The 20,383-nt window shown below is 62.0% G+C and carries 23 protein-coding genes; 13 read left to right on the top strand and 10 right to left on the bottom strand.

Annotated features, from left to right (window positions below; genetic code table 11):
- Nucleotides 1-135: 135 nt before the first annotated feature.
- From ssuD to J0663_RS21735, 8 genes are all read left to right on the top strand, one after another.
- Entirely contained in the window at nucleotides 136-1,311 is a 1,176-nt protein-coding gene (ssuD, locus tag J0663_RS21770; protein ID WP_207242407.1) for an FMNH2-dependent alkanesulfonate monooxygenase, read from the top strand.
- Nucleotides 1,312-1,392: 81 nt separating this feature from the next.
- The gene (ssuC, locus tag J0663_RS21765; RefSeq protein WP_207242406.1) at nucleotides 1,393-2,229 is read left to right on the top strand and encodes an aliphatic sulfonate ABC transporter permease SsuC; all 837 of its coding nucleotides are present in this window, start codon (nucleotides 1,393-1,395) and stop codon (nucleotides 2,227-2,229) included.
- A 10-nt stretch (nucleotides 2,230-2,239) separates the two neighbouring features.
- Nucleotides 2,240-3,064 carry an ATP-binding cassette domain-containing protein gene (locus J0663_RS21760; protein ID WP_207242405.1) on the top strand — a complete coding sequence of 275 codons (825 nt, stop codon included), beginning with the start codon at nucleotides 2,240-2,242 and terminating at the stop codon, nucleotides 3,062-3,064.
- A gap of 341 nt (nucleotides 3,065-3,405) precedes the next feature.
- Nucleotides 3,406-3,729 carry an ArsR/SmtB family transcription factor gene (locus tag J0663_RS21755; protein WP_207242404.1) on the top strand — a complete coding sequence of 108 codons (324 nt, stop codon included), beginning with the start codon at nucleotides 3,406-3,408 and terminating at the stop codon, nucleotides 3,727-3,729.
- Nucleotides 3,726-4,136, top strand: coding sequence for an SRPBCC family protein (locus J0663_RS21750; protein ID WP_207242403.1), 411 nt, complete (start codon nucleotides 3,726-3,728; stop codon nucleotides 4,134-4,136). Before J0663_RS21755 ends, J0663_RS21750 begins: the two co-directional genes overlap by 4 nt.
- 55 nt (nucleotides 4,137-4,191) lie before the next feature.
- Nucleotides 4,192-4,398 (top strand): hypothetical protein, encoded by a 207-nt coding sequence (locus J0663_RS21745; RefSeq protein WP_207242402.1) that lies wholly within the window; start codon nucleotides 4,192-4,194, stop codon nucleotides 4,396-4,398.
- An 11-nt stretch (nucleotides 4,399-4,409) separates the two neighbouring features.
- A complete protein-coding gene (locus J0663_RS21740; protein ID WP_207242401.1) occupies nucleotides 4,410-4,877 on the top strand; it encodes a DUF1801 domain-containing protein in 468 nt (155 codons plus the stop codon).
- Nucleotides 4,878-4,908: 31 nt separating this feature from the next.
- Nucleotides 4,909-5,349: a DUF1801 domain-containing protein gene (locus tag J0663_RS21735; protein ID WP_207244566.1), complete on the top strand. Its 441-nt coding sequence runs from the start codon at nucleotides 4,909-4,911 to the stop codon at nucleotides 5,347-5,349.
- A 16-nt stretch (nucleotides 5,350-5,365) separates the two neighbouring features.
- Here J0663_RS21735 and J0663_RS21730 read toward each other — a convergent pair whose 3' ends face one another.
- From J0663_RS21730 to J0663_RS21715, 4 genes are all read right to left on the bottom strand, one after another.
- The gene (locus J0663_RS21730) at nucleotides 5,366-5,842 is read right to left on the bottom strand and encodes an SRPBCC family protein (RefSeq protein ID WP_207242400.1); all 477 of its coding nucleotides are present in this window, start codon (nucleotides 5,840-5,842) and stop codon (nucleotides 5,366-5,368) included.
- The gene (locus tag J0663_RS21725) at nucleotides 5,839-6,180 is read right to left on the bottom strand and encodes an ArsR/SmtB family transcription factor (protein ID WP_207242399.1); all 342 of its coding nucleotides are present in this window, start codon (nucleotides 6,178-6,180) and stop codon (nucleotides 5,839-5,841) included. The genes J0663_RS21730 and J0663_RS21725 overlap by 4 nt, the downstream gene beginning before the upstream one ends.
- Nucleotides 6,177-6,863 carry a glutathione S-transferase family protein gene (locus J0663_RS21720; protein ID WP_207242398.1) on the bottom strand — a complete coding sequence of 229 codons (687 nt, stop codon included), beginning with the start codon at nucleotides 6,861-6,863 and terminating at the stop codon, nucleotides 6,177-6,179. Before J0663_RS21720 ends, J0663_RS21725 begins: the two co-directional genes overlap by 4 nt.
- A 103-nt stretch (nucleotides 6,864-6,966) precedes the next feature.
- The gene (locus J0663_RS21715; protein WP_207242397.1) at nucleotides 6,967-7,785 is read right to left on the bottom strand and encodes a class I SAM-dependent methyltransferase; all 819 of its coding nucleotides are present in this window, start codon (nucleotides 7,783-7,785) and stop codon (nucleotides 6,967-6,969) included.
- A gap of 114 nt (nucleotides 7,786-7,899) precedes the next feature.
- On the opposite strand from J0663_RS21715, the gene J0663_RS21710 reads away from it, so the two are divergent.
- Entirely contained in the window at nucleotides 7,900-8,625 is a 726-nt protein-coding gene (locus J0663_RS21710; RefSeq protein WP_207242396.1) for a DUF2270 domain-containing protein, read from the top strand.
- On the opposite strand, the gene J0663_RS21705 is transcribed toward J0663_RS21710, so the two are convergent.
- From J0663_RS21705 to J0663_RS21690, 4 genes are all read right to left on the bottom strand, one after another.
- Nucleotides 8,626-8,892: an usg protein gene (locus J0663_RS21705; RefSeq protein ID WP_085778420.1), complete on the bottom strand. Its 267-nt coding sequence runs from the start codon at nucleotides 8,890-8,892 to the stop codon at nucleotides 8,626-8,628. It lies immediately after the preceding gene.
- Nucleotides 8,893-9,055: 163 nt separating this feature from the next.
- Nucleotides 9,056-9,886 carry an ABC transporter permease gene (locus tag J0663_RS21700; protein WP_207242395.1) on the bottom strand — a complete coding sequence of 277 codons (831 nt, stop codon included), beginning with the start codon at nucleotides 9,884-9,886 and terminating at the stop codon, nucleotides 9,056-9,058.
- Nucleotides 9,883-10,689 carry an ABC transporter permease gene (locus J0663_RS21695; protein ID WP_207242394.1) on the bottom strand — a complete coding sequence of 269 codons (807 nt, stop codon included), beginning with the start codon at nucleotides 10,687-10,689 and terminating at the stop codon, nucleotides 9,883-9,885. The genes J0663_RS21700 and J0663_RS21695 overlap by 4 nt, the downstream gene beginning before the upstream one ends.
- A gap of 113 nt (nucleotides 10,690-10,802) precedes the next feature.
- Nucleotides 10,803-11,576 carry a transporter substrate-binding domain-containing protein gene (locus tag J0663_RS21690; protein ID WP_207242393.1) on the bottom strand — a complete coding sequence of 258 codons (774 nt, stop codon included), beginning with the start codon at nucleotides 11,574-11,576 and terminating at the stop codon, nucleotides 10,803-10,805.
- A 310-nt stretch (nucleotides 11,577-11,886) separates the two neighbouring features.
- Between J0663_RS21690 and J0663_RS21685 the strand changes: the two genes are divergently transcribed.
- Nucleotides 11,887-14,046, top strand: coding sequence for an OmpA family protein (locus J0663_RS21685; protein WP_207242392.1), 2,160 nt, complete (start codon nucleotides 11,887-11,889; stop codon nucleotides 14,044-14,046).
- 79 nt (nucleotides 14,047-14,125) lie between these two features.
- Here the strand turns inward: J0663_RS21685 and J0663_RS21680 are convergent, their stop codons facing one another.
- Both J0663_RS21680 and J0663_RS21675 read right to left on the bottom strand, forming a co-directional pair.
- Nucleotides 14,126-14,893 carry an alpha/beta fold hydrolase gene (locus J0663_RS21680; RefSeq protein WP_207242391.1) on the bottom strand — a complete coding sequence of 256 codons (768 nt, stop codon included), beginning with the start codon at nucleotides 14,891-14,893 and terminating at the stop codon, nucleotides 14,126-14,128.
- A gap of 54 nt (nucleotides 14,894-14,947) precedes the next feature.
- Nucleotides 14,948-16,720 carry a cytochrome c biogenesis protein DipZ gene (locus tag J0663_RS21675; RefSeq protein ID WP_207242390.1) on the bottom strand — a complete coding sequence of 591 codons (1,773 nt, stop codon included), beginning with the start codon at nucleotides 16,718-16,720 and terminating at the stop codon, nucleotides 14,948-14,950.
- 359 nt (nucleotides 16,721-17,079) lie between these two features.
- Between J0663_RS21675 and J0663_RS21670 the strand changes: the two genes are divergently transcribed.
- From J0663_RS21670 to J0663_RS21660, 3 genes are all read left to right on the top strand, one after another.
- Complete coding sequence (locus tag J0663_RS21670; protein WP_207242389.1) at nucleotides 17,080-18,126, top strand: alpha/beta fold hydrolase; 1,047 nt, start codon at nucleotides 17,080-17,082, stop codon at nucleotides 18,124-18,126.
- 115 nt (nucleotides 18,127-18,241) lie between these two features.
- A complete protein-coding gene (locus J0663_RS21665) occupies nucleotides 18,242-18,982 on the top strand; it encodes a response regulator (RefSeq protein WP_207242388.1) in 741 nt (246 codons plus the stop codon).
- Entirely contained in the window at nucleotides 18,979-20,301 is a 1,323-nt protein-coding gene (locus tag J0663_RS21660; protein ID WP_207242387.1) for a sensor histidine kinase, read from the top strand. Before J0663_RS21665 ends, J0663_RS21660 begins: the two co-directional genes overlap by 4 nt.
- Nucleotides 20,302-20,383 lie beyond the last annotated feature (82 nt).

Here is a 20,383-nt window from a genome sequence, read left to right as displayed (position 1 = left end):
TGCCGCCACCGCGATCCTCCCAAGCATCGGCGTGGCGGCGGCACTGGAACGCAGGCGGTTTGCGCCTCGCCAGTTGCCAAGGCCATCTCGACGACGTGAGCCGATTTCGAATTCCGCAGCAAAGGACCGTCTTTCATGACCGCAACCTCTGATCCCATCAATTTCCTCTGGTTCATTCCGACATCGGGCGACGGCACCTACCTCGGCTCCTCCGAGCTCAACCGTGCACCCGAGATCGGCTATCTTACCCAGATCGCCCAGGCCGTCGACCGGCTCGGCTATTCCGGCGTGCTGCTGCCGACCGGGGTTGCCTGCGAGGAATCCTTCGTGACGGCGGCTGCCCTCGCCGCCAAGACCGAGAAGCTGCAGTTCCTGGTGGCCATCCGCCCAGGCACTGCGTCGCCCGCCTATTACGCGCGCCTTGCGACGACGCTTGACCGCATCTCCAACGGACGGCTGCTGCTCAATATCGTCGTCGGCGGCAGCCCGGCAGAGCTTGCCGGCGACGGCATCCATCTCGAGCATGATGAGCGCTATGCTCACGCCGAGGAGTTCTTCACCGTCTTCGAGGAACTGCTGGAAAAGGGAACTGCAAGCTTTGACGGCAAATATATCAAGGCGACCAATGCGCGACTTGGTTTTCCCTCGGTTCAGAACCCGCGTCCGCCGCTCTATTTCGGCGGTTCGTCGGATGCCGGCATCGATTTCTCCGTCGGCCGCGTCGACAAATATCTGACCTGGGGCGAGCCGCCGGCACAGGTGGCTGAGAAGGTCGCCAAGGTGCGCAAGGCCGCCGCCGAACGTGGCCGCGAAGTGAGCTTCGGCATCCGCCTGCACTTCATCGTGCGCGAAACCGACGAGGAAGCGTGGGAGGCTGCGGAGCGGCTGATCCGCCATCTCGACGACGATACGATTCGTGAGGCGCAGGAGCGCTTCGTCCACGAGTCCGACTCCGTGGGTCAGAAGCGGATGGCCGCCCTTCACGGCGGCCGCCGCGACAGGCTCGAAGTTTCGCCAAACCTCTGGGCAGGCGTCGGTCTGGTGCGCGCCGGGGCGGGCACGGCGCTTGTCGGATCGCCGAAGACGGTGGCCGCGCGCCTTGCCGAATATCAGAAGATCGGCATCGATACGGTCATCGGCTCTGGTTACCCGCATCTCGAAGAGGCCTATCGCGTCGCAGAGCTGCTTTTCCCCGAGCTTGGCATCACGCGTGAGCAACAGCGCCTGGGCTTCAACAACGAGTTTGGCCGCAAGCAGGTCTTCGCGGGCGGCAGCCATGGCGGCAATCTGAAGGTCGTCTCCGGCTCCTGAGTTCGCAAGACACAGAGCGTGGCGCGCTGCAAGCGTTTACGGCTTGCGGCATCCGGCTCCCGATAAGCGCGAGGACAACACATGTCGACTTTCGATACTCCGTTCGTCACGACGGTCGCTTCCGACAAGGCCGGGAAGGCGGGTTTGCGCCTACTGCTGCCCGGGCGGGTGAAACTGGCGCCCTATCTGGTGCCGGCGGCCATCGTGGCATTCTGGCAGCTTGCCTCCTCGGTCGGCTGGATCTCCTCGCGCATCATGCCGTCGCCGGCCGATGTCGGCCTAGCCTTCTGGTCGACGACGGTTTCCGGCCAATTGCCGAACGATGTGCTGGTGAGCGCCGGTCGCGCCCTTGCCGGCCTTCTCGTCGGCGGCTCGATCGGCTTCCTGCTCGGCATCGCCAACGGCGTGTCGCGCATGTCCGAGCAATTGACTGATACGACGCTGCAGATGATGCGTACCGTTCCGCATCTGGCGATGATTCCGCTCGTTATCCTGTGGTTCGGGATCGGTGAGGAATCGAAACTGTTTCTCACCTCGCTTGGCGTGCTCTTCCCCGTTTATCTCAACACCTATCATGGCGTGCGCAATGTCGACCGTGACCTGGTCGAGATGGGCAAGGTCTACGGCATGGGCAGTTGGACGCTGTTCCGCAAGGTGATCTTTCCAGGTGCGCTGCCGTCGATCTTCGTCGGTCTGCGTTACGCGCTCGGCATCATGTGGCTGACGCTGATCGTATCGGAATCGATCGCCGCATCGTCGGGCATCGGCCATATGGCCAATGAAGCCCGCGAATTCATGATGACGGATGTCGTCGTGCTGGCTCTCGTCATCTATGCTGTGCTCGGCAAACTGGCGGACGTCATTGCCCGCGGGCTGGAGAGGCGGCTGCTTGCCTGGAACCCGGCCTATCAGAAATAGGAGAGACGCGATGACCATTGTTCGCCATGAGCGTTTCCATGCGCTTGCCGAGCAGCCTGATTACGAGCGCGCCGGTGCGACGGCGGTTGGCGCGAGGGCTGCGGCAATCAGTCTGACGGGGCTCGAAAAGAGCTTCGGGGCCAACCGCGTGCTTCGCGGCATCAACCTGCATATTCCGGCCGGTCAATTCGTCGCGGTGATCGGCAAGAGCGGCTGCGGCAAGAGCACGCTGCTGCGCCTGCTCATGGGGCTCGACGCGCCGAGCGCCGGCGAGCTGCGTTTTGAGGGGGCGGATGGCGCGACAGCAAGCCCGAATACGCGCATCGTCTTCCAGGAGCCGCGGCTTTTGCCCTGGCTCAGCGTCGCCGACAATGTCGCCATTGGCCTCGGGGATGGCATCAACGCCCAAGCGGCGCTGGAAGCCGCCGGCGTGGTGCTCGCCGACGTCCAGCTTGGGGAAAAGGCCCGGGAATGGCCGGCGAAGCTTTCCGGCGGGCAGAGGCAGCGCGTGGCGCTAGCGCGGGCTCTGGTGAGCCGGCCAGGGGTGCTGGCGCTCGACGAGCCCCTTGGCGCGCTCGATGCGCTGACCCGGATCAGCATGCAGGAACTGATCAACCGCGTCTGGCGCGACCTCGGCTTCACCGCCGTGCTCGTCACCCACGATGTCAGCGAGGCCGTGCACTTGGCCGACCGGGTCATCGTGCTTGACGAGGGTCGCGTCGCGCTTGATCTTGCCATTCCCTATCCGCATCCGCGCCGGCATGGCCATTCCGGCCTTGCCGAGCTCGAAGGCCAGTTGCTTGCTGCAATCCTGGGGTCCGACGCCAGGCAATGATCGAAATCCTTGCGGCCTGACGGCGATGCCGTTCCGATTGGCGGGGCAGGGATGGCAGGCAGATTTCGGCTGATCGTTGAATTTTCACGGCCGGCTGGGCGCGGCCACTGATCCCGGTCCTGTTCACAAAAGGTTGGCTTGGATGGCGCGATGCGCGGTACAGCTCCGGCGCGCAACCGATACGAAACGCATCGATATATAGCTTGTGAGCTATCTGGAAACTGCGCGACTTTTGGAGTGCATTGCGTCGCACGCCTTTCTGTGCCCAAGGTTTGTCGCTTGACATACATATGCCTCGTCAGCTATCCGTCAATCCATAGCTCCTTGGGTATGGATTTTCGATGAAAAATGCTCACGACGTGCTCTTCCGGACACTCGCCGATCCAACCCGGCGGGCTCTGTTCGAGCGGCTGTGCCGGGAGGGAGAGAAGACGGTCGGGGCGCTGACGGCTCGGGCGGGTGTCTCGCAGCCGGTTGTTTCGAAACATCTGGGGATCCTGAAGCAGGCCGGATTGGTACGCGACCGCCACGAGGGGCGGCAGACGCATTACAGTGCGCAGCTTGGCGCGCTGGCTCCGCTGGTCGACTGGACGAGGGAGATGGCCGGCTTCTGGCAAAGCCGCTTCAACGATCTCGAAGATTTGCTGAAAAGGATGGATCAATGACCGACACTTCGACAGAAACGCGCTCCGTCGTCATCGAGCGGGAAATGCCTTTTCCTTCGGAAAAGATCTGGCGGGCGCTCACCCAGCCGCATCTTATTCAAGAGTGGCTGATGAAGAGCGACTTCAAGCCTGCCGTCGATCATCGCTTCAGTTTCAACGCGGATTGGGGGTCTGTCGATTGCAAGGTGCTGGAGGTCGAGCCGAACAAGACGCTGTCCTACACCTGGGAAGCTTACGGACTGCAAAGCGTCGTAACCTGGACCCTCACCACGACCAGCGCCGGCACGCATCTTCGGATGGAGCAGTCCGGCTTCAGACCGGACCAGCGGCAGGCTTACGGCGGCGCGAGGAGTGGGTGGACGCAATTCTTTGCAAATCTGGAGCAGGTTCTGGCTCGGCTGGCGTGAGGTTGTCGCAGGGCGAACCGCCGGTCGCCAGAACTTTCACGCGGAGGAGGTTTTATTGAAATGGAACAGCGGGTTTCGGCAGGTTCATCGCTGGTTGTCCCTCGCCTTTACCGCGGCGGTCATCGTCAATATGATTGCCATGCTGCAGGAGAAATCGACCGTCTGGGTAGGCCTCTTGGCGCTGCTGCCGCTCGGCCTTTTGATGCCGACCGGTCTTTATCTGTTCCTGCTGCCTTATGCCGCGATGTGGCGCCGGAGATAGGAGCGAACGCGATGGCCGAGAAGCAATCCAGGACGGTAGCCAAGGCGACAAAACAAACGGTCGTCGAACCGGTCGTGGCGCCGAAGCTTCTGTCGGGCGGCAACCCGCAGATCGCCAAGGGCTATGGCGATGCGCCCGTGCAAGCCTATATCGCCGCCATGCCGGGCTGGAAAAGCGAGATCGGGCGTCGCCTCGATGCGCTAATCAGCAGGGCTGTGCCCGGCGTGTGCAAGGCGGTCAAGTGGAACTCGCCCTTTTATGGCATGGAAGGGCAGGGCTGGTTCCTCGGTGTTCATTGCTTCAATCACTACGTCAACGTGGCCTTCTTCCGCGGCGCCTTGCTCGATCCTCAGCCACCGGGAAAGTCCAAGCAGAACGAGGTGCGCTACCTCAACATCCGCGAGAACGACGATATCGACGAAGCCCAGTTCGCCGCCTGGGTGGAGCAGGCGAGCCGCTTACCCGGCGAGCGGATGTGAGCGGGCACCAAAATTATCAACGCGTGGGGCAATTGTGAAAGCGACGGCAACGATGAAGACAAGCGAGACCGGGACAGGAAAAGAGGGAGCATCTCCCTCCCAACTGATCGATGCGAGAATCGAGGAGCTCGGTGACTGGCGGGGCGATACGCTCGCCCGAGTCCGGGCGCTCATCAGGCAGGCCGAGCCTGAGGTGGTCGAGGAATGGAAGTGGCGAGGGGTTCCCGTGTGGGAGCGCGCCGGCATCATCTGCACTGGCGAGACCTACAAGAGCGCGGTGAAACTGACCTTCGCCAAAGGTGCCGCGCTGGAGGATCCTTCGGGTCTCTTCAACTCCAGTCTCGACGGCAACATCCGGCGCGCCATCGATATCCACGAGGGCGACGCGATCGACGAGGAGGCGTTGAAGGCGCTCATTCGCGCAGCCGCCGCGTTGAACACCTCAGCCAAGGCATCTCGTTCCAAGAAGTGATGCAACATCTGACCGGCTAATGGACCGGACCCGTCTCCCGCTCGAGAAAGAGCGCGAGGTTGTCGAGGCCGATCTCGGTGCCCTGAAGGCGGGCGCCGTTATCGGCGTAACCGTCGAGGAACACCGCCTGCTCGGTGAAGAGCATCATCGTCCCACCGGCTTCGGCTTCGAAAGTGACGGTGGCAAGTGAGACGGAGATGCGGGCCTCGCCAAGCCTCATCTCATAGGCATAGATGATGCGGGTATCGGGCACGATGTCGATGTAACGCGCGTCATAGGCGTGCAGGAGCCCGTCGGTATCGGCGACATGGTTCCTCTCCAGGCCGCCAGGGCGGAAATCGAGACCGTATTCCAGCGGCACCCAATCGCCGTGGCAGGCGAACCACTGGCGCTTGGCTTCCGGCGTCGACCAGGCGCGGAAGACGCGGGCGACCGGCGCCTTCAGGTGGCGTTCGATGACGATGGTGGCGTGTTCTGCGGATCGTGTCGTCATTCGGGCAGTGTCTCCGGCTCATCGGCGAGAAATTGATCCAACCTGTCAAAGGCGGTGGTCCAGCGGGTCTTTCGCTGTTCCACCCAGCGTTCGATGGCGGCGAGTGCATTCTGCTGCAGGCGGTAGGTCCGCACCCGACCGGATTTTTCCGAGAGTACGAGGCCGCTCTCCTCCAGTACCTGCAGATGTTTCATCACCGTCGGCAGGGCGAGGGCGAGCGGCGCAGCCAGTTCGGTGACCGAGGCCGGGCCGCGACCGAGGCGGTCGATCATGCCGCGGCGACTCCGATCGGAAAGCGCGTGGAACATCCGGTCGAGATCCGCCTGACCTTCGATCATTCCGCCGCATCCCGAAAGCGGGCGGGCAGCCTGTCGTGGTAAGGATAGAATTTGAAATAGGGGCGTGCCTCTTCCAGCGTCCTGGCGAAGGAACGACGCGCCAACAGCCTGGTGTAATAGGCGCGAAGCTTCGGTTGATCCGATGAAAAGGGAACCAGCGTTTCGGCGTAGAAGAGAGAGGGGGCGGCGGCGCAGTCGGCCATGGTGAAGGCCTCGCCCGTTATCCATGGGCTTTCGCCCAGTTGCTTTTCGATCATCGCATAGGCCGTAGCGAGCGTTGCCCGGGAAGCAGCCATTTCGATTTCGTCCGCCTTGCCTTCGGGACGCCGGTGATTGCTGACCAGCGTCTGCATGGGCACCTGAACATAGTGGTCGAAGAAGCGGTCCCAGAGACGGACCTGCAGCGCCCGGTCGATCTCCAGTGGCAGCAGGGCTACCGGACCCGGATAATAGTGATGAAGATATTCGATGATGATCGAGGTCTCGGGAATGGTGCTGTCTCGGGCTTCATCGCGCAGCAGCGGCATTTTGCCGATCGGCCAGAACCGGAAGAGATCGGCCCGTGAGGTTTCGTCGGACAGATCGACGATACGGTTCTCGAAGGGCGTGCCATTTTCGTAAAGCGCGATCAGCACCTTATGGCAGAAGGAGGCAAGCGGATGCCCATAAAGGACTAGCGACATGCGGCGACCTTTCCTGTCGTTGCGATAAACTTCACCGATCGACTAAGTATCAGATAGGGAAGTTTCGCGCAATGGATACTTCGCCAATCGCGCAACTATTCCCTTAGCCGACATATTTGGCGATCACCAGATGGCCGGGAGTCGGCTGGCCGTCTTCCATGCGCACGTTGATATCCGATATCTCGACGAGTTCGAAACCGGTAGCCGTCAGCCTTTCCCTCACATAGCTGTCGGCATGGACGAAGCGCTGATGCGGGCCGACGATATAGGCGCGGCCGGCGAGGGCCTCCTCAGGCAGGGTCTCCGAGGAGAAGATAAACAGGCCACCCGGCGTGAGGTTTTCGGCGGCGCCGAAGAATAGTGGCTCAAGCGCGCCGAGATAGGGCAACACATCGGTCGCAGTGATGATGTCGAAGGCTTCCTCGTCGTTGTCATCGAGGAAGTCCTCGACCTCGGCGACGAAAAGCGTCTCGTAGAGATCCTTCTCATGGGCAATCTCGACCATCTTCTCCGATATGTCGATGCCGGTCATATCTTCGCAGAGGTCGCGCAGGGCGCCGCCCGTGAGACCGGTACCGCAGCCGAGATCGAGCAGCCGCTTGAACGGTCCGAGCTGCAGCTGCTGCAGGCGCTGGCGCACCAGCATCGGTACGTGATAGCCGAGCTGCTCGACGAGCACGTCCTCGAAGACCTCGGCGTGCTGGTCAAACAGGGTTTCGATGTATGCGTCCGGCGCCTTGGCCGGCGTCTCGCCTCGGCCCATCGCGGCAATGCGGACGGCGGCCCCGCCGTGGTCGTCGGGATCGATCGCCAAGACTTGCTCATAGGCCGCCACGGCCGCGTCGACGTCGCCGGACTTCTCCAACGCCAGTGCGCGGTTATAGGCCTCGGCAAGGGCTTCTTCGTCAATTTTCTTTGCCATCGCGGTCTATGTCCTTCTGTTTTCAGGTTTGGCTCTACGGCGGCTTTCGATCTTTTGCAATGGCGCGGCGATAGGCGCAGAATGGCCAAAAGGAAGACGGCGGGAGGAAATACCATGAAGGCGGAGCAAGATAGGATGCCACCGGCAAGCGAAGAAGAGGGTGAGCGCCCCTTGCTGCTGCCCACGACGCCGGGCGAGACCACCAACACGCTTATCCATTATTACCGCGGCGAACTCGGACGGATGACGAGCTGGCGCGACCGCATCGACCGAACGTCCAACTGGGCGATCACCGTGGTGGCGGCGCTGCTCTCGGTGTCGCTGTCGACGCCGACCTCGCATCACGGCGTGCTGGTGTTCGGGATGATGCTGATCACGCTGCTTCTGATGATCGAGGCACGGCGCTACCGTTTCTTCGACATTTACCGGGCCCGCATCCGCCAGATTGAGCGCTCCTATTTTGCGCAAATTCTGGCGCCCGACCCAAAGCGCGGCACCGAATGGGCCGCGGTGATTGCCGGCAGTCTGCGCCATCCGCGCTTTCTGCTGAGTTATGGCGAGGCGATGCATCGCCGTCTTAAACGCAATTACGGCTGGATGTATTTCATCCTGCTGCTTGCATGGTGCCTGAAGATTTCGACGCCGAAACTGCAGACTGAGGGCGTACCGACGCTGCAGGCGCAGTCATGGACCTATGTCATAGACAATGCCGTGCTCGGACCGATTCCCGGGCTAGCGGTCATCGCGGCGGTCGTCGCCTTCTATGTCGGCATGCTCTGTTTCGCGCTGCGCCCGGATCGCGACGAAGGCGAATTCGGGCATGGCGAGGCGCATGTCTGATCAGTGCAGGATGAACTCGCCCTTCAGGGCCCGCCACTCTGTTGCCGAGATCAGCTTGCGGTGGACGTAACGTACCGAATGCAGCGGCCCGTCGAGCTTTTCCTGCCAGAATTTCAGGAAACCGCGCATTTCGGGAAAATCGGGGGCGAGGTCATAGTCCTGCCAGACGTAAGTCTGCAGGATCGTCGGATGGTCCGGCAGACGGTAGAGGATCTGGGCGGTCGTCAGACCGTAGCCCTGCAATTGCTTTTCCATGTCCTTGTGCATTGTATTCCGCTTCTTCTTGTTCCCACTCTCGCGCTTATTAGTGCTATGTAAAATGAAAGCATGCGAGTGGTTAACGCAAGATTAACAGATGCGTTGCACAGGGAGTATTCTTTTTTGTTTTCAATGCCTTGGCAGCATAAGACGGAGAGTGCTGCCAGTCGTTTCACCGCTTGAGGTGCCGCGTCAGGCGGCGCTCGATCCAGCCCCAGAGATGTCGCAGCGCCTCGACGATGGCAAGGTAGAAAATCGCAGCCCACAGATAGGTCTGATAGTCAAAGGTGCGGGAGAAGGCGTAGCGGGTTTCGCCCATCAGGTCGAGCACGGTAATGATGGCAACGACCGCCGACCCCTTAATCAGCAGAATGATTTCGTTGCCATAGGGGCGCAGCGCGACGATGAAGGCCTGAGGAAGGATGATCTTGCGGAACGCGATGACCTTGTGAATGCCGAGGGCGGCTGCCGCCTCGCGCTGGCCGTGGGGTACGCTTTCGATTGCGCCGCGCAGGATTTCCGCCTGATAGGCCGCGGTGTTGATGGTCATGGCGAGCAGGCCGCAATACCAGGCGTCGCGGAAGAACCACCATAGGCCGACAGCCTCCAGCTGAGGGCGGAACACGCCGAGGCCGTAATAGACCAGGAAGAGCTGTGCAAGCAGCGGTGTGCCGCGAAAGAAGTAGATATAGCCATAGGATAGAAAGTTCAGCAGCCTGCTTTTCGACAGGCGCGCCATGGCAAGCGGCAGCGACAGCACGGCACCGCAGACCACAGAAATGGCAACCAGACTGAGCGTCACCCATAGGCCGTGCAGATAACGCGGCCCGTAGCGCGTGAATTTCTCGATATCCCAGCCATTGATGACCGTGAAGACCAACAGCGCGGCTAGCAAGGCCCAAAAACCGACGAAGATATAGCCAGCGAGGCGTGCCGCCGTCATCGGCTTCGCTACCTCACGCGGCGCGGGCTGCGGCGGGATCAATGTTTCGGCGAAACTCATCGGCGGACCTCCGAACGCTTGGCCCAGCGATCGACATAGGCGAGCAGGAAGGAGGAGAGGATGGCGAGCGCCAGGTAGAGACAGCATGCGATGCCGTAAAAGAAGAAGGGTTCCTTGGTCACGCGAACGGCGACATTCGTCTGGCGCAGGATGTCGGCAAGGCTGATGATCGAGACGTAGGACGTGTCCTTCAGGAGCACCATCCAGAGATTCGTCAGGCCGGGGAGAGCAATGCGCACCAGTTGTGGCAGAACAATCAGACGGAGCGTGCGGCCGCGATGCAAGCCGAGCGCATCTCCCGCCTCATATTGGCCCTTCGGAATAGCGCGGAAGGCCGAGAGCAGCACTTCCGAGCAATAGGCGGAAAAGACGACCGACAATGCAATCACGCCGGCAAGGAAGGCGTTGATCTCGACCGGCGGCCCCACGTAGCCAGCGAGCTCCAGAAGAGACTGGATGAGCATTTGCATGCCGTAATAGATGATAAAGAGCGTCAGAAGCTCCGGCAGGCCGCGGAAGATCGTCGTGTAGATGCCGGCCGCCAGCCGCAGCGACTTTTCTTCCGACTGCTGGCCGAGGGCTACGAGGAAACCGATAACGAGACCGATCGGGAGGGTGACGATCGCCACCGAAACCGTGACCTGAAGTCCAAGCGCGATCTCGTCACCCCAGCCGGTGTCGCCACAGGCAAGGATCGTCGACGGACCCAACCAGGTGAAGATCCCGACAGGTCCGCAGAGCGGATCGAAAATGTGCACAAGTGAGCTCCAGAAGGAGCCAAGCGCGGAAAACAATCCGCCCATGCGAGAATTCCCCTCACGGCTTTTGCCGTTTTGATCTTGCCACCTTTGTCAAACAAAAATGGCGGAAGAGCAAGCCTTCCGCCATTCGCTTGATCGGCCAGATACCGAATTTCTCAGTCGCCGTAAACGTCGAAATCGAAGTACTTATCCTGGATCTTCTTGTACTCGCCGCTGGCGCGGATCGCCGCGATCGCCGTGTTCAGCTTTTCTTTCAGCGGATCACCCTTGCGGACGGCGATGCCTGCGCCTTCGCCGTTGATTTCCTTGTCGACCGGCAGGGTCGTCAGGATCTTGCAGCAGGCGCCGGCGTCGGACTTGACCCATTCGGAGAGAACGACGACGTCGTCGATGACGGCATCGACGCGGCCGCTGGAAACGTCGAGCTTGTATTCGTCAGCCGTCGGATAGAGCTTCAGTTCGGTGTCGGCGAGGTGCTTCTCGGCGTAGTTGGCATGCGTCGTCGAGGTCTGCGCGCCGATCACCTTGCCCTTGAGGCCAGCGACGTCGGTGACCTTGGAGTCCTTCGGCACGGCGATTGCGGGCGGGGTGTTGTAATACTTGTTGGAGAAGTCGACGAGCTTGAGACGCTCCGGCGTGATCGACATCGACGAAACGATCATATCGAACTTCTTGGCATTCAGCGCAGGGATAATGCCGTCCCAGTCGGTGCTGACGAAGGAGCATTCGGCCTTCATCTCGGCACAGAGCGCCTTGGCAATATCGATGTCGAAGCCCTGGATGGTGCCGCTGGCATCGACGAATTCGAAGGGCGGATAGGTCGAATCGGTGCCGATCACGTATTTCTCGCCATCGGCCATGGCCGAACCGGCAAAGAGCGACATTGCCGCGATCGAGGCTGCCGCGAAGATACGGGTGGAGTTAAACATAAGGATCCTCTCTGTTGGTGGCCGCTGCCTGTTTTTGTCTTGGACTGGCGACCGCAATTCAACGGTGTCGACACCGCCTTGTGGCGATAATCAGACTTTTTTTCATGGAATTGCAACACAAATTCCCGCGCAATTGTGCGGTGCAAATAACAGGCGAGATGAACGAAAGCAGACTGCAACATTCACGCGAGGTTAATCCGCGGCTTCCTAGAACCGGAACAAATCGGCGGCTTGGCGCTTTGCCAATTCGCCGTTTCGCCTCATTGCGAAGCTAGGGGCGAACCAGCTCAAACAGGATCGAGGAAACCCGATGGGCAAGAAATCAACATTGTTTGCTAGCGCAGCTTTTCCGCTGCTCTCCCTATCGCTAGCTCTCCAGCCGGCCACAACGATGGCAGCGCTACGCGATCCAGCGGCGCCCGCCGCGGCCGTGCAGCAGGCGGAACAAGGCAGTTTTCAAGTGGCGCAGGATGCGCCGTCCGAGGAGGAGCTCCTAAAGAAGAAGCGCAAGCAGAAGGAGGAGGCCCCCGCCGAACAGGCGCCGGCAGCCGAGCAGCCGAAGGAGGCTCCTGCCGAGAAGCCCAAGGCCGAGCGCAAGGAGGCGCCTGCGCCTGAACCGAAGGCAGAGCCGGAACCGCCGAAGGCCGAAGCGCCGAAGGAGGAGCCCGCGCCGAAAGCCGAGAGCAAGCCTGAGCGCAAAGCCAAGCAGGCAGCCGAGCCGCAGCCGGAAGAACAACCGGTAACGCAGGAAAAGCCGAGAAAGTCGAAGAAGCAGCAGACGGAGCAAGCCGAGCCGGAGGTTCAGCCGGCGCCCGAACAGCAGCCGGCCGCCAAGGAAGTTCAGCCCGAGACGGAACAAGCACAGCCCGAGGCGAAGCCGGAAGGCGGCAAGCGGGAAAAGGGCCAGGATAAGGCCCAGAGCCGAGATAAGGGCAAGGCAAAGACCGAGACGGCCGCTCCCGAGACAGTGACGCCCAGCGAGGAACAGGCCAAGCCGGAAGCCAAGCCGGAGGCAAAACCCACAGCCGAAGCACCTGCCGAGCAGAAGCCGAAAAAGGGCGAGGCTGCGGCACCCGCGAAGAAGGCAACCGAAGACAAGGCGGCCGCTCCGGAAGCAACGCCCACCGAAACGCCCACGGATGGCACGGCTGCCAAGCCTGCCGCCAAACAGCCCGCGGGCGAACAGCCCGCCGGAGAACAGCCGGCTGCGCCCGCCACCGACACGGCCCTGCCGCTGCCGGATGCCAGCGGTGGTCAGCAGGTCGAGCAGGCGATTCCGGCGCCGGAAAAGGTTTCTCCCGAGGAGCTGGAGCGTCGGAAGAAGATCGCCGCAGATCCGGCCAAGAGCAACGAGACCGTCGTGCTGCCGGTTGAGAATGGTGCGGCCGTGCTCGACAGCGACAAGGATGCCGACCGCAGCAAGGGCCGGGAAGGTCGCCGTGACCGCGACAAACTGCGCGCCGAGAGCCAGGAGGTAAAGGTGCCGACCTCGGATGCGGATGCGCAGGCCCCTGCCGCCGCTGCAGCCCCGGCGATCAAGCTCGAGGCGGTGACCAGCGAGAAAGGTACGAGGCTGGACACGCGGCCGCAATTTGCCAGTCCCGAGGGGGCGCGTATCGACGGCAGCACCGACGACAACCGCGTGATCATCCAGTACAACAATCAGGTGATCGTGCGCAGTGACGACGACAGGCGATTCCTTCGTGACGGCGAGCGGCCGATCTATGAGGAATTGTCGGGCGATCGGTACCGCGAGACGATCACACGGCCGGAAGGCTATCGCATCGTCACGATCCGCAACCGCTACGGCGATATCATCCAGCGGTCGCGCGTCGATGATCGCGGACGCGAATATGTGCTCTACTACTCGCCCGATCTCTATGAGGATCCGGATCGCGGTTATTTCGAGGATCCAGGCGCCGATCTGCCGCCGATGCGACTGCGCGTGCCGCTTGAGGACTATATCATCGACACCAGCAGCGATCCGGACCGGGACTATTACGAGTTCCTTAGGGAGCCGCCCGTCGAGCAGGTGGAGCGTGTCTATTCGCTTGACGAGGTGAAGTATTCCGCCCGTATTCGCGACAAGGTACGACGCATCGATCTCGATACGATCACCTTCGCGACCGGCAGCGCCGAAATTCCGATGACCCAGGCGCGCACATTGCGCAAGGTGGCCGATGCGATCAACAAGGTGCTGGAGAAGGATCCGAGCGAAACTTTCCTGATCGAGGGTCACACGGATGCCGTCGGATCCGACCAGAGCAACCTGGTTCTTTCCGACCAGCGGGCGGAATCGGTCGCCAACGTGCTCACCGACGTCTACGGCATCGCGCCGGAGAACCTGGCGACGCAGGGCTATGGCGAACGTTACCTGAAGGTCAACACGTCGGGCCCCGAACAGGAAAACCGCCGCGTCACCATCCGCCGCGTCACTCCGCTGGTCCGTCCGGTCGCCGCCAACCAGTAGGTGCTTTCGCCCCTCCCTCACGTGAGGGAGGGGCGCTGACCTCCTCTTTGCCCGCCGGGAGAAGAGGAGGTGGCCCTGTCTACCCTCTCCGTTGACCAGCCTTCCCAGCCGCCTGCTCGATAACATCGGCGACTTTTTCCGCCTGCGATGCGAAGACGGCGTGACTGCCCTTGATCTCCGTCACTGCGCTGCCTGCTCGTCTGGCCATTTCACGCTCCAGCTCGGGGTTGATGGAGCGATCCTCGGTGGCAACGATCGCCCAGCTCGGCTTCGTCCGCCATGCAGGCTCTCCGATCTTGGCGGAAAAGGCCTGCTTCGACGCGAAGACCTGCGATCTTGCCAGGAAATCCGTTTCGGCTTTCGGCAGGTCGGCTGCGAAAGCCGCGGCGAAGGCGCCGGGATCGAGATAAAGATATTTGCCGTCTTTCGTTTCCTTGATGTTCATACTGCCGGCCGGCTTCGAGCTGGTAAGGCTTAGCAGGCTTTCCCCCTTGTCGGGCTGAAACGCCGCGACATAGACGAGGCCAGCAACATGCGGATCGTTGCCGGCTGCGGTGATGACCATGCCGCCATAGCTGTGGCCGACGAGCAGCGTCGGTCCTTCCTGGAGGTCGAGGACCCGCTTCGTCGCCGCCACATCGTCGTCGAGCGAGGTGAGAGGCTCCTGAACGATGGTGACGTTGAACCCGCGCTTTTCGAGGATTTCGGTCGCTTTGCGCCATCCCGAGCCATCGGCCAGCGCGCCGTGGACGATCACGATGTTCTTGACCGCCGCAGCCTCGGCCGCAAACGCGATTCCGGCGGTGGCAAAGGCAAGGGCTGCGATGAAAGTCAGATGCTTGGTCATGGTATTATTCCTTATGGTCGATGGTGAAGGCCGGGGCATGAAGTGGTCGCGGGTTCAGCCGAAGGTGAAGGCGTAGGCCTGAACGCCCGGATCGAGGAAACGGATTTCGAAAGTGCGGGCAGCGACGGTGCCGGACTGGCGAACGAGCTGGTAAAGCCTGGTCGCAGTGACCGTGCCGTTGCCGTCGGCATCGATGTCGGAGCCGTGATCCGGTCCGGGCGCCTTGCCATCGATCTTCACCTGGAACCGGATCGGTTTGGTGTCGGCGCCTGGTCCGAGAACCAGATGCAGATCGCGGGCGCTGAAACGATAGGCGATGCTGCCGCCCGGCTGGTCGAGCGTTGCCTGATCCTTACCGACGGTCCAGGTGCCGGACAGGCCCCATGCATTGATGCCGGGCTTGGCGATCGAATAGCTCTGCGGCGTATCGGCCTGCAGCCCTTCGGGAGAGACGAAATTCGCGGCCTGTCCATAGCCGAGATAGGTCTCGCCGGAGCCGATGTTGGCGAGGTCGGGACCCGCTTCCACACCCTTGGCATCGGGCGCGACCGGGGCCGTTTCCGCCATCTGGCTGCCCCCTTCGCGCAGCAGATCCTGGATGGCCTTCTCAGTCCTGCCGTAATTGCCCTCGCCGAAATGGTGATAGCGGATCTGACCTTTGGCATCGATCAGATAGGCGGCAGGCCAGTAGCTGTTCTCAAAGGCGCGCCAGATTTTGTAATCATTGTCGATTGCAACGGGATAGCCGATCTGAAAGTCGCCGACGGCCTTCTTGACGTTGTCGATCTTCTTCTCAAAGGCAAATTCCGGGGCGTGCACGCCGATGACGACCAGCCCCTGATCGGCGTATTTTTCCGCCCAGGCCCTGACATAGGGAATGGTGCGAATGCAGTTGATGCAGGAATAGGTCCAGAAGTCGACGAGCACCACCTTGCCCCGCAGCTGCTCCGGTGTCAGCGGCTTCGAGTTCAGCCATTCGACCGCGCCGTCGAACGAGGGCGCATAACCTTCGACGGGCAGGTCACTGCGGAAAGGTTTCTTTGCATCGGCCGCAGGGATGGTGTCGTTGCTCGCTAACTCAGAGGGTGTGCCGACGGCGGGCTTGGCATGCAGCCTGTCCAGCACGGCCTGTTCCAGCGAGGCGGTGCTGGCATAGGAAAGGCGCGCCAGCAGGCTGGTGTCGAGGCCGAGTGCGATGACGGCGACGCCCGCCAGCACGGCGCCGCCGACCACCTGGCGAATTCTGTCACCGACGCCAAGCGAGCGCTTCATGGCGGCAAAGATTTTACCGCCGACCAGCAAGGCGACCGAAAGGGAGGTCGCAGCACCGGCTGCATAGGCGATCAACAGGAAGGTCGTCTGCAGGTTGGCGCCCTGCAACGCCGCGCCGGTCAGCACGAGGCCGAGAATTGGTCCGGCGCAGGGCGCCCAGAGCAGGCCGGTGGCGACGCCGAGAATGAGGGGGCTTTTGACGGTCGGCTGGGCGCGTCCGCCGCCGCTGGCGTTCACGAGGTAGTTGCCGAGGTCGACGATCGGCCTGGCGAGCGTACTGGCGAAGCGCGGCGAAAGCAGGCTCGCGCCGAAGAGCGCCAGCAGCACGATCGCCGCAAGCCGGCCATATTCGTTGGCGCGGATCGCCCAGCTGCCGCCGATGGCGGCGAGGGTCGCGACCAGCGCGAAGGTCGTGGCCATGGCGGCCAGCATGGGCAGCGTGCTTTTGACAAAGGGTTGTCCGGCGCGCGCGAAGACGAAGGGGAGGATGGGGAGGATGCACGGGCTGAGGATCGTCAGCGCCCCTCCGAGATAGGCAACAATCAGAAGTGTCATCATCGTTTCCTCTGAAACCGATTGATTGGGCTCTGGACGGCGATGGGCCTGAACCAGCAACGGCGGGGATATGGCCGAGCGGACGTATCCCCGATGTGTCCGGTTTCGAGGAAAAATGTACCGAACTATTGCCGTGGCGTGCGGTCGATACAGAGCGATACAAACGAGCGGCACCGTCGCCGGCAGCGGCGAAAGCAGGTGCTGCCGGACGGTGCTCTCCTTCGGTCGGCGCGATTGTATCGGAATGTATCATGACGGGCGGAAGCTACATCCGCATTCAAAACGGACGGCACGCGACATATCAGGGATACAAGGGCAACACTAAACCGGGATCGTTATCCATTTGACAGGAGAGACCGATGTCAGAGCAAATCAACCATCACCGCCGCCGCTTCTTCGGCATGACGGCAATCGCGCTTGCGGCCGTCGAATTCGGGCTGACTGGCGCGGCCGTTGCTCAATCAGCGCCCGCCGCATCCCTGCCTGGCTTGAAGGCCGGAACAAATACGTCCTTTGCAGCGCTGAAGCAGGTCAAAACCGACGTGCTCGATATCGGCTATGCCGAGGCTGGGAAGGCGGATGGTCCGGTGGTGCTGCTGCTGCACGGCTGGCCCTACGACATCTATAGTTTTGTCGACGTCGCGCCGCTGCTTGCCTCTGCCGGCTACCGGGTGATCGTGCCTTATCTCCGTGGCTACGGCACGACCCGATTCCTGGACGCCGCCACACCTCGAAACGGCCAGCCCTCGGCGCTCGCCGCCGATATGATCGCCCTGCTCGACGCGCTCGATATCGAACGGGTGATCGTCGCCGGCTATGATTGGGGCGGGCGGACCGCCAATATCATGGCCGCACTCTGGCCCGAACGCTGCAAGGCGATGGTATCGGTCAGCGGCTACCTGATCGGCAGCCAGGAGGCCAACAAGAAGCCGCTTCCGCCGAAGGCGGAGCTTGCCTGGTGGTACCAATTCTACTTCGCCACCGAACGCGGCCGTCTTGGCTATGCGGCCAACACGCATGATTTCGCAAAGCTCATCTGGCAGACGGCCTCGCCGAAGTGGAATTTCGACGATGCGACATTCGACAGGTCTGCCGCAGCCTTCGACAATCCCGACCATGTGGAGATCGTCATCCATAACTATCGCTGGCGTCTCGGGCTCGTCGAAGGCGAGGCCAAGTACGATGCCTATGAGAAAAAGCTTGCCGCTCTGCCGATGATCTCGGTGCCGACGATCACCATGGAAGGCGATGCAAACGGTGCGCCGCATCCGGAGCCTTCCGCCTATGCCGGCAAGTTCTCCGGGAAATACGAGCACCGCACGATCGGCGGCGGCATCGGCCACAACCTGCCGCAGGAGGCGCCGCAGGCCTTCGCCCAGGCGGTCATCGACGTCGATCGCCTCTGATCGGCGGCAGAGGCTCGTTGCCCGGGCCGGCGGAATATGCGTAGGTCGCGTCTGGCGCTTGGACGTTATGAACGAAGCGGCGGGCGCGGCCGCAATCGTTGAGGAATAGGCAAATATGGATCATGTCGATCACATCCTGATCGTCGACGACGATCGTGAAATCCGCGAGCTGGTCTCGGGTTACCTGCAGAAGAACGGTCTCAGGACCAGCGTCGCGGCCGACGGGCGTCAGATGCGCAGTTTTCTGGACGCCAATGCCGTCGACCTGATCGTGCTCGACATCATGATGCCGGGCGACGACGGGCTGGTGCTGTGCCGCGAACTGCGCGCGGGCCGGCACAAGGCGATCCCGATCCTGATGCTGACGGCCCGCACCGACGAGATGGACAGGATCCTCGGTTTGGAGATGGGCGCCGACGACTATCTTGCCAAGCCTTTCGCCGCGCGCGAGCTTCTCGCCCGTATCAAGGCGGTGCTGCGGCGCACGCGCATGCTGCCGCCCAACCTGCAGATCAGCGAGGCGGGACAATTGCTGACCTTCGGCGACTGGCGGCTCGATACGGTTGCCCGTCACCTTCTCGACAAGGAGGGGACCGCGATTGCGCTGAGCGGCGCCGAATACCGGCTGCTTCGCGTCTTCATCGACCATCCGCAGCGTGTGCTCAATCGCGACCAGCTTCTGAGCTTGACGCAGGGCCGCGACGCCGACCTCTTCGATCGCTCGATCGATCTTCTCGTCAGTCGCCTGCGCCAGCGGCTGGGGGACGATGCGCGCGAGCCAACCTATATCAAGACAGTGCGCAGCGAAGGTTACGTCTTCTCGGTTCCGGTCGAAATTTCGGAGCCGCGCCAATGAGGGCCGAGATTCCCATTCTGCCGGGCCTGATGTGGCCGAGCACGCTGCGATCCCGGATCTTTCTGATTCTTTTGATCGGTCTGGCCCTGGCTTATGGGCTCTCCTTCAGCGTTCTCTACATGGAGCGCTACATGTCGGCCAAGGCGGTGATGCTCGGCACGCTGGAGAACGACGTTGCGACATCAATTGCTGTTCTCGACCGGCTTCCGCCAGGTGAGCGCGGCGACCTAATGGACTGGCTGAGCCGCGGCAATTACCGTTTCGAGCTCGGGCCTGGCCTGGCGGGTGTGCCTGACACCTCCAGCAAGGGCAGGGAGATCGCAGGAAAGATAGAGGCGGCCGTGGCGCACCGCTTTCCGATCCGCATCGAGCGGATACCGGGCGAGGTGAACCGGCTGCAGGCGCATCTGACGCTGAGCGACGGCAGCCCGCTCACCGTTGATGTGACGCCGAGGGGCGTCATGCCGATCGCGGAATGGCTACCCTATGTCTTCGCCGTCCAGATGGCGCTGCTCATCCTCTGCACCTGGTTTGCGGTCCGCCTGGCGATCCGGCCGCTCGGAGAGCTCGCCGCCGCCGCAGATGCGCTCGATCCTGATAGCAACGGCCCTGGTTTGAGCGAAACGGGGCCGAGCGAAGTCGCGCATGCGGCGAGGGCGTTCAATGCGATGCGGGAGAGGATCGCCCATTACCTCGAAGAGCGCGTCCAGATATTGGCGGCGATCTCCCACGATCTGCAGACACCGATCACCCGCATGCGGCTGCGCGCCGACATGGCGGAAGATTCACCCGAGAGGGACAAGCTGGTGAGTGATCTCGCCGAGATCCAGCGCCTCGTGCAGGACGGGATCGCCTATGCGCGCAGCGCCCACGGCAGCGGAGAAAAGAACACCCGCATCGACCTCTCCTCGTTCATCGACAGCATAGCCTACGACTATCAGGACACCGGGAAGGCCGTCACGGTCGTCGGGCTGGTCGATGGCGCCGTCTTCACAAAGCCGCATGCCCTGCGCCGCATCCTGTCGAATTTCATCGACAATGCGCTGAAGTTCGCCGGCGCTGCCGAGATCAGCGTCGAGCGCGGCGCAGATAATGCCGTCGTCATCAGTGTTATGGATCGCGGACCCGGCATTCCGGACGATATGCTCGAAGCGGCGATGCAGCCCTTCTTCCGGCTCGAGCAATCTCGTAACCGGGAGACAGGCGGTACCGGTCTCGGACTGGCGATCGCCCAGCAGTTAACGGCCAAGATCGGCGGTTCGCTCAGGCTCTACAATCGCTCCGGTGGCGGACTTGCTGCAGAAATCACCCTTCGGTGACAAGTGTTTGTGGGAGAAAATCGCAAGGCATTTGTAAGGCAAGATGTACGGAATAGCCGGCGCTACATTCTGTGACATTTAG

Source organism: Rhizobium lentis, from assembly GCF_017352135.1.
Lineage (GTDB): Bacteria > Pseudomonadota > Alphaproteobacteria > Rhizobiales > Rhizobiaceae > Rhizobium > Rhizobium lentis.
Note: the sequence above shows the minus strand (reverse complement) of the source record. Positions and strands in the feature narration are given on the sequence as shown.

Bases quoted from the DNA above. Each gene is read 5' to 3' on its own strand.
- ssuD (WP_207242407.1), top strand. From the start codon at position 136: ATGACCGCAACCTCTGATCCCATCAATTTCCTCTGGTTCATTCCGACA.
- ssuC (WP_207242406.1), top strand. From the start codon at position 1,393: ATGTCGACTTTCGATACTCCGTTCGTCACGACGGTCGCTTCCGACAAG.
- J0663_RS21760 (WP_207242405.1), top strand. From the start codon at position 2,240: ATGACCATTGTTCGCCATGAGCGTTTCCATGCGCTTGCCGAGCAGCCT.
- J0663_RS21755 (WP_207242404.1), top strand. From the start codon at position 3,406: ATGAAAAATGCTCACGACGTGCTCTTCCGGACACTCGCCGATCCAACC.
- J0663_RS21750 (WP_207242403.1), top strand. From the start codon at position 3,726: ATGACCGACACTTCGACAGAAACGCGCTCCGTCGTCATCGAGCGGGAA.
- J0663_RS21740 (WP_207242401.1), top strand. From the start codon at position 4,410: ATGGCCGAGAAGCAATCCAGGACGGTAGCCAAGGCGACAAAACAAACG.
- J0663_RS21730 (WP_207242400.1), bottom strand. From the start codon at position 5,842: ATGACGACACGATCCGCAGAACACGCCACCATCGTCATCGAACGCCAC.
- J0663_RS21725 (WP_207242399.1), bottom strand. From the start codon at position 6,180: ATGATCGAAGGTCAGGCGGATCTCGACCGGATGTTCCACGCGCTTTCC.
- J0663_RS21720 (WP_207242398.1), bottom strand. From the start codon at position 6,863: ATGTCGCTAGTCCTTTATGGGCATCCGCTTGCCTCCTTCTGCCATAAG.
- J0663_RS21715 (WP_207242397.1), bottom strand. From the start codon at position 7,785: ATGGCAAAGAAAATTGACGAAGAAGCCCTTGCCGAGGCCTATAACCGC.
- J0663_RS21710 (WP_207242396.1), top strand. From the start codon at position 7,900: ATGAAGGCGGAGCAAGATAGGATGCCACCGGCAAGCGAAGAAGAGGGT.
- J0663_RS21705 (WP_085778420.1), bottom strand. From the start codon at position 8,892: ATGCACAAGGACATGGAAAAGCAATTGCAGGGCTACGGTCTGACGACC.
- J0663_RS21700 (WP_207242395.1), bottom strand. From the start codon at position 9,886: ATGAGTTTCGCCGAAACATTGATCCCGCCGCAGCCCGCGCCGCGTGAG.
- J0663_RS21695 (WP_207242394.1), bottom strand. From the start codon at position 10,689: ATGGGCGGATTGTTTTCCGCGCTTGGCTCCTTCTGGAGCTCACTTGTG.
- J0663_RS21690 (WP_207242393.1), bottom strand. From the start codon at position 11,576: ATGTTTAACTCCACCCGTATCTTCGCGGCAGCCTCGATCGCGGCAATG.
- J0663_RS21685 (WP_207242392.1), top strand. From the start codon at position 11,887: ATGGGCAAGAAATCAACATTGTTTGCTAGCGCAGCTTTTCCGCTGCTC.
- J0663_RS21680 (WP_207242391.1), bottom strand. From the start codon at position 14,893: ATGACCAAGCATCTGACTTTCATCGCAGCCCTTGCCTTTGCCACCGCC.
- J0663_RS21675 (WP_207242390.1), bottom strand. From the start codon at position 16,720: ATGACACTTCTGATTGTTGCCTATCTCGGAGGGGCGCTGACGATCCTC.
- J0663_RS21670 (WP_207242389.1), top strand. From the start codon at position 17,080: ATGTCAGAGCAAATCAACCATCACCGCCGCCGCTTCTTCGGCATGACG.
- J0663_RS21665 (WP_207242388.1), top strand. From the start codon at position 18,242: ATGGATCATGTCGATCACATCCTGATCGTCGACGACGATCGTGAAATC.
- J0663_RS21660 (WP_207242387.1), top strand. From the start codon at position 18,979: ATGAGGGCCGAGATTCCCATTCTGCCGGGCCTGATGTGGCCGAGCACG.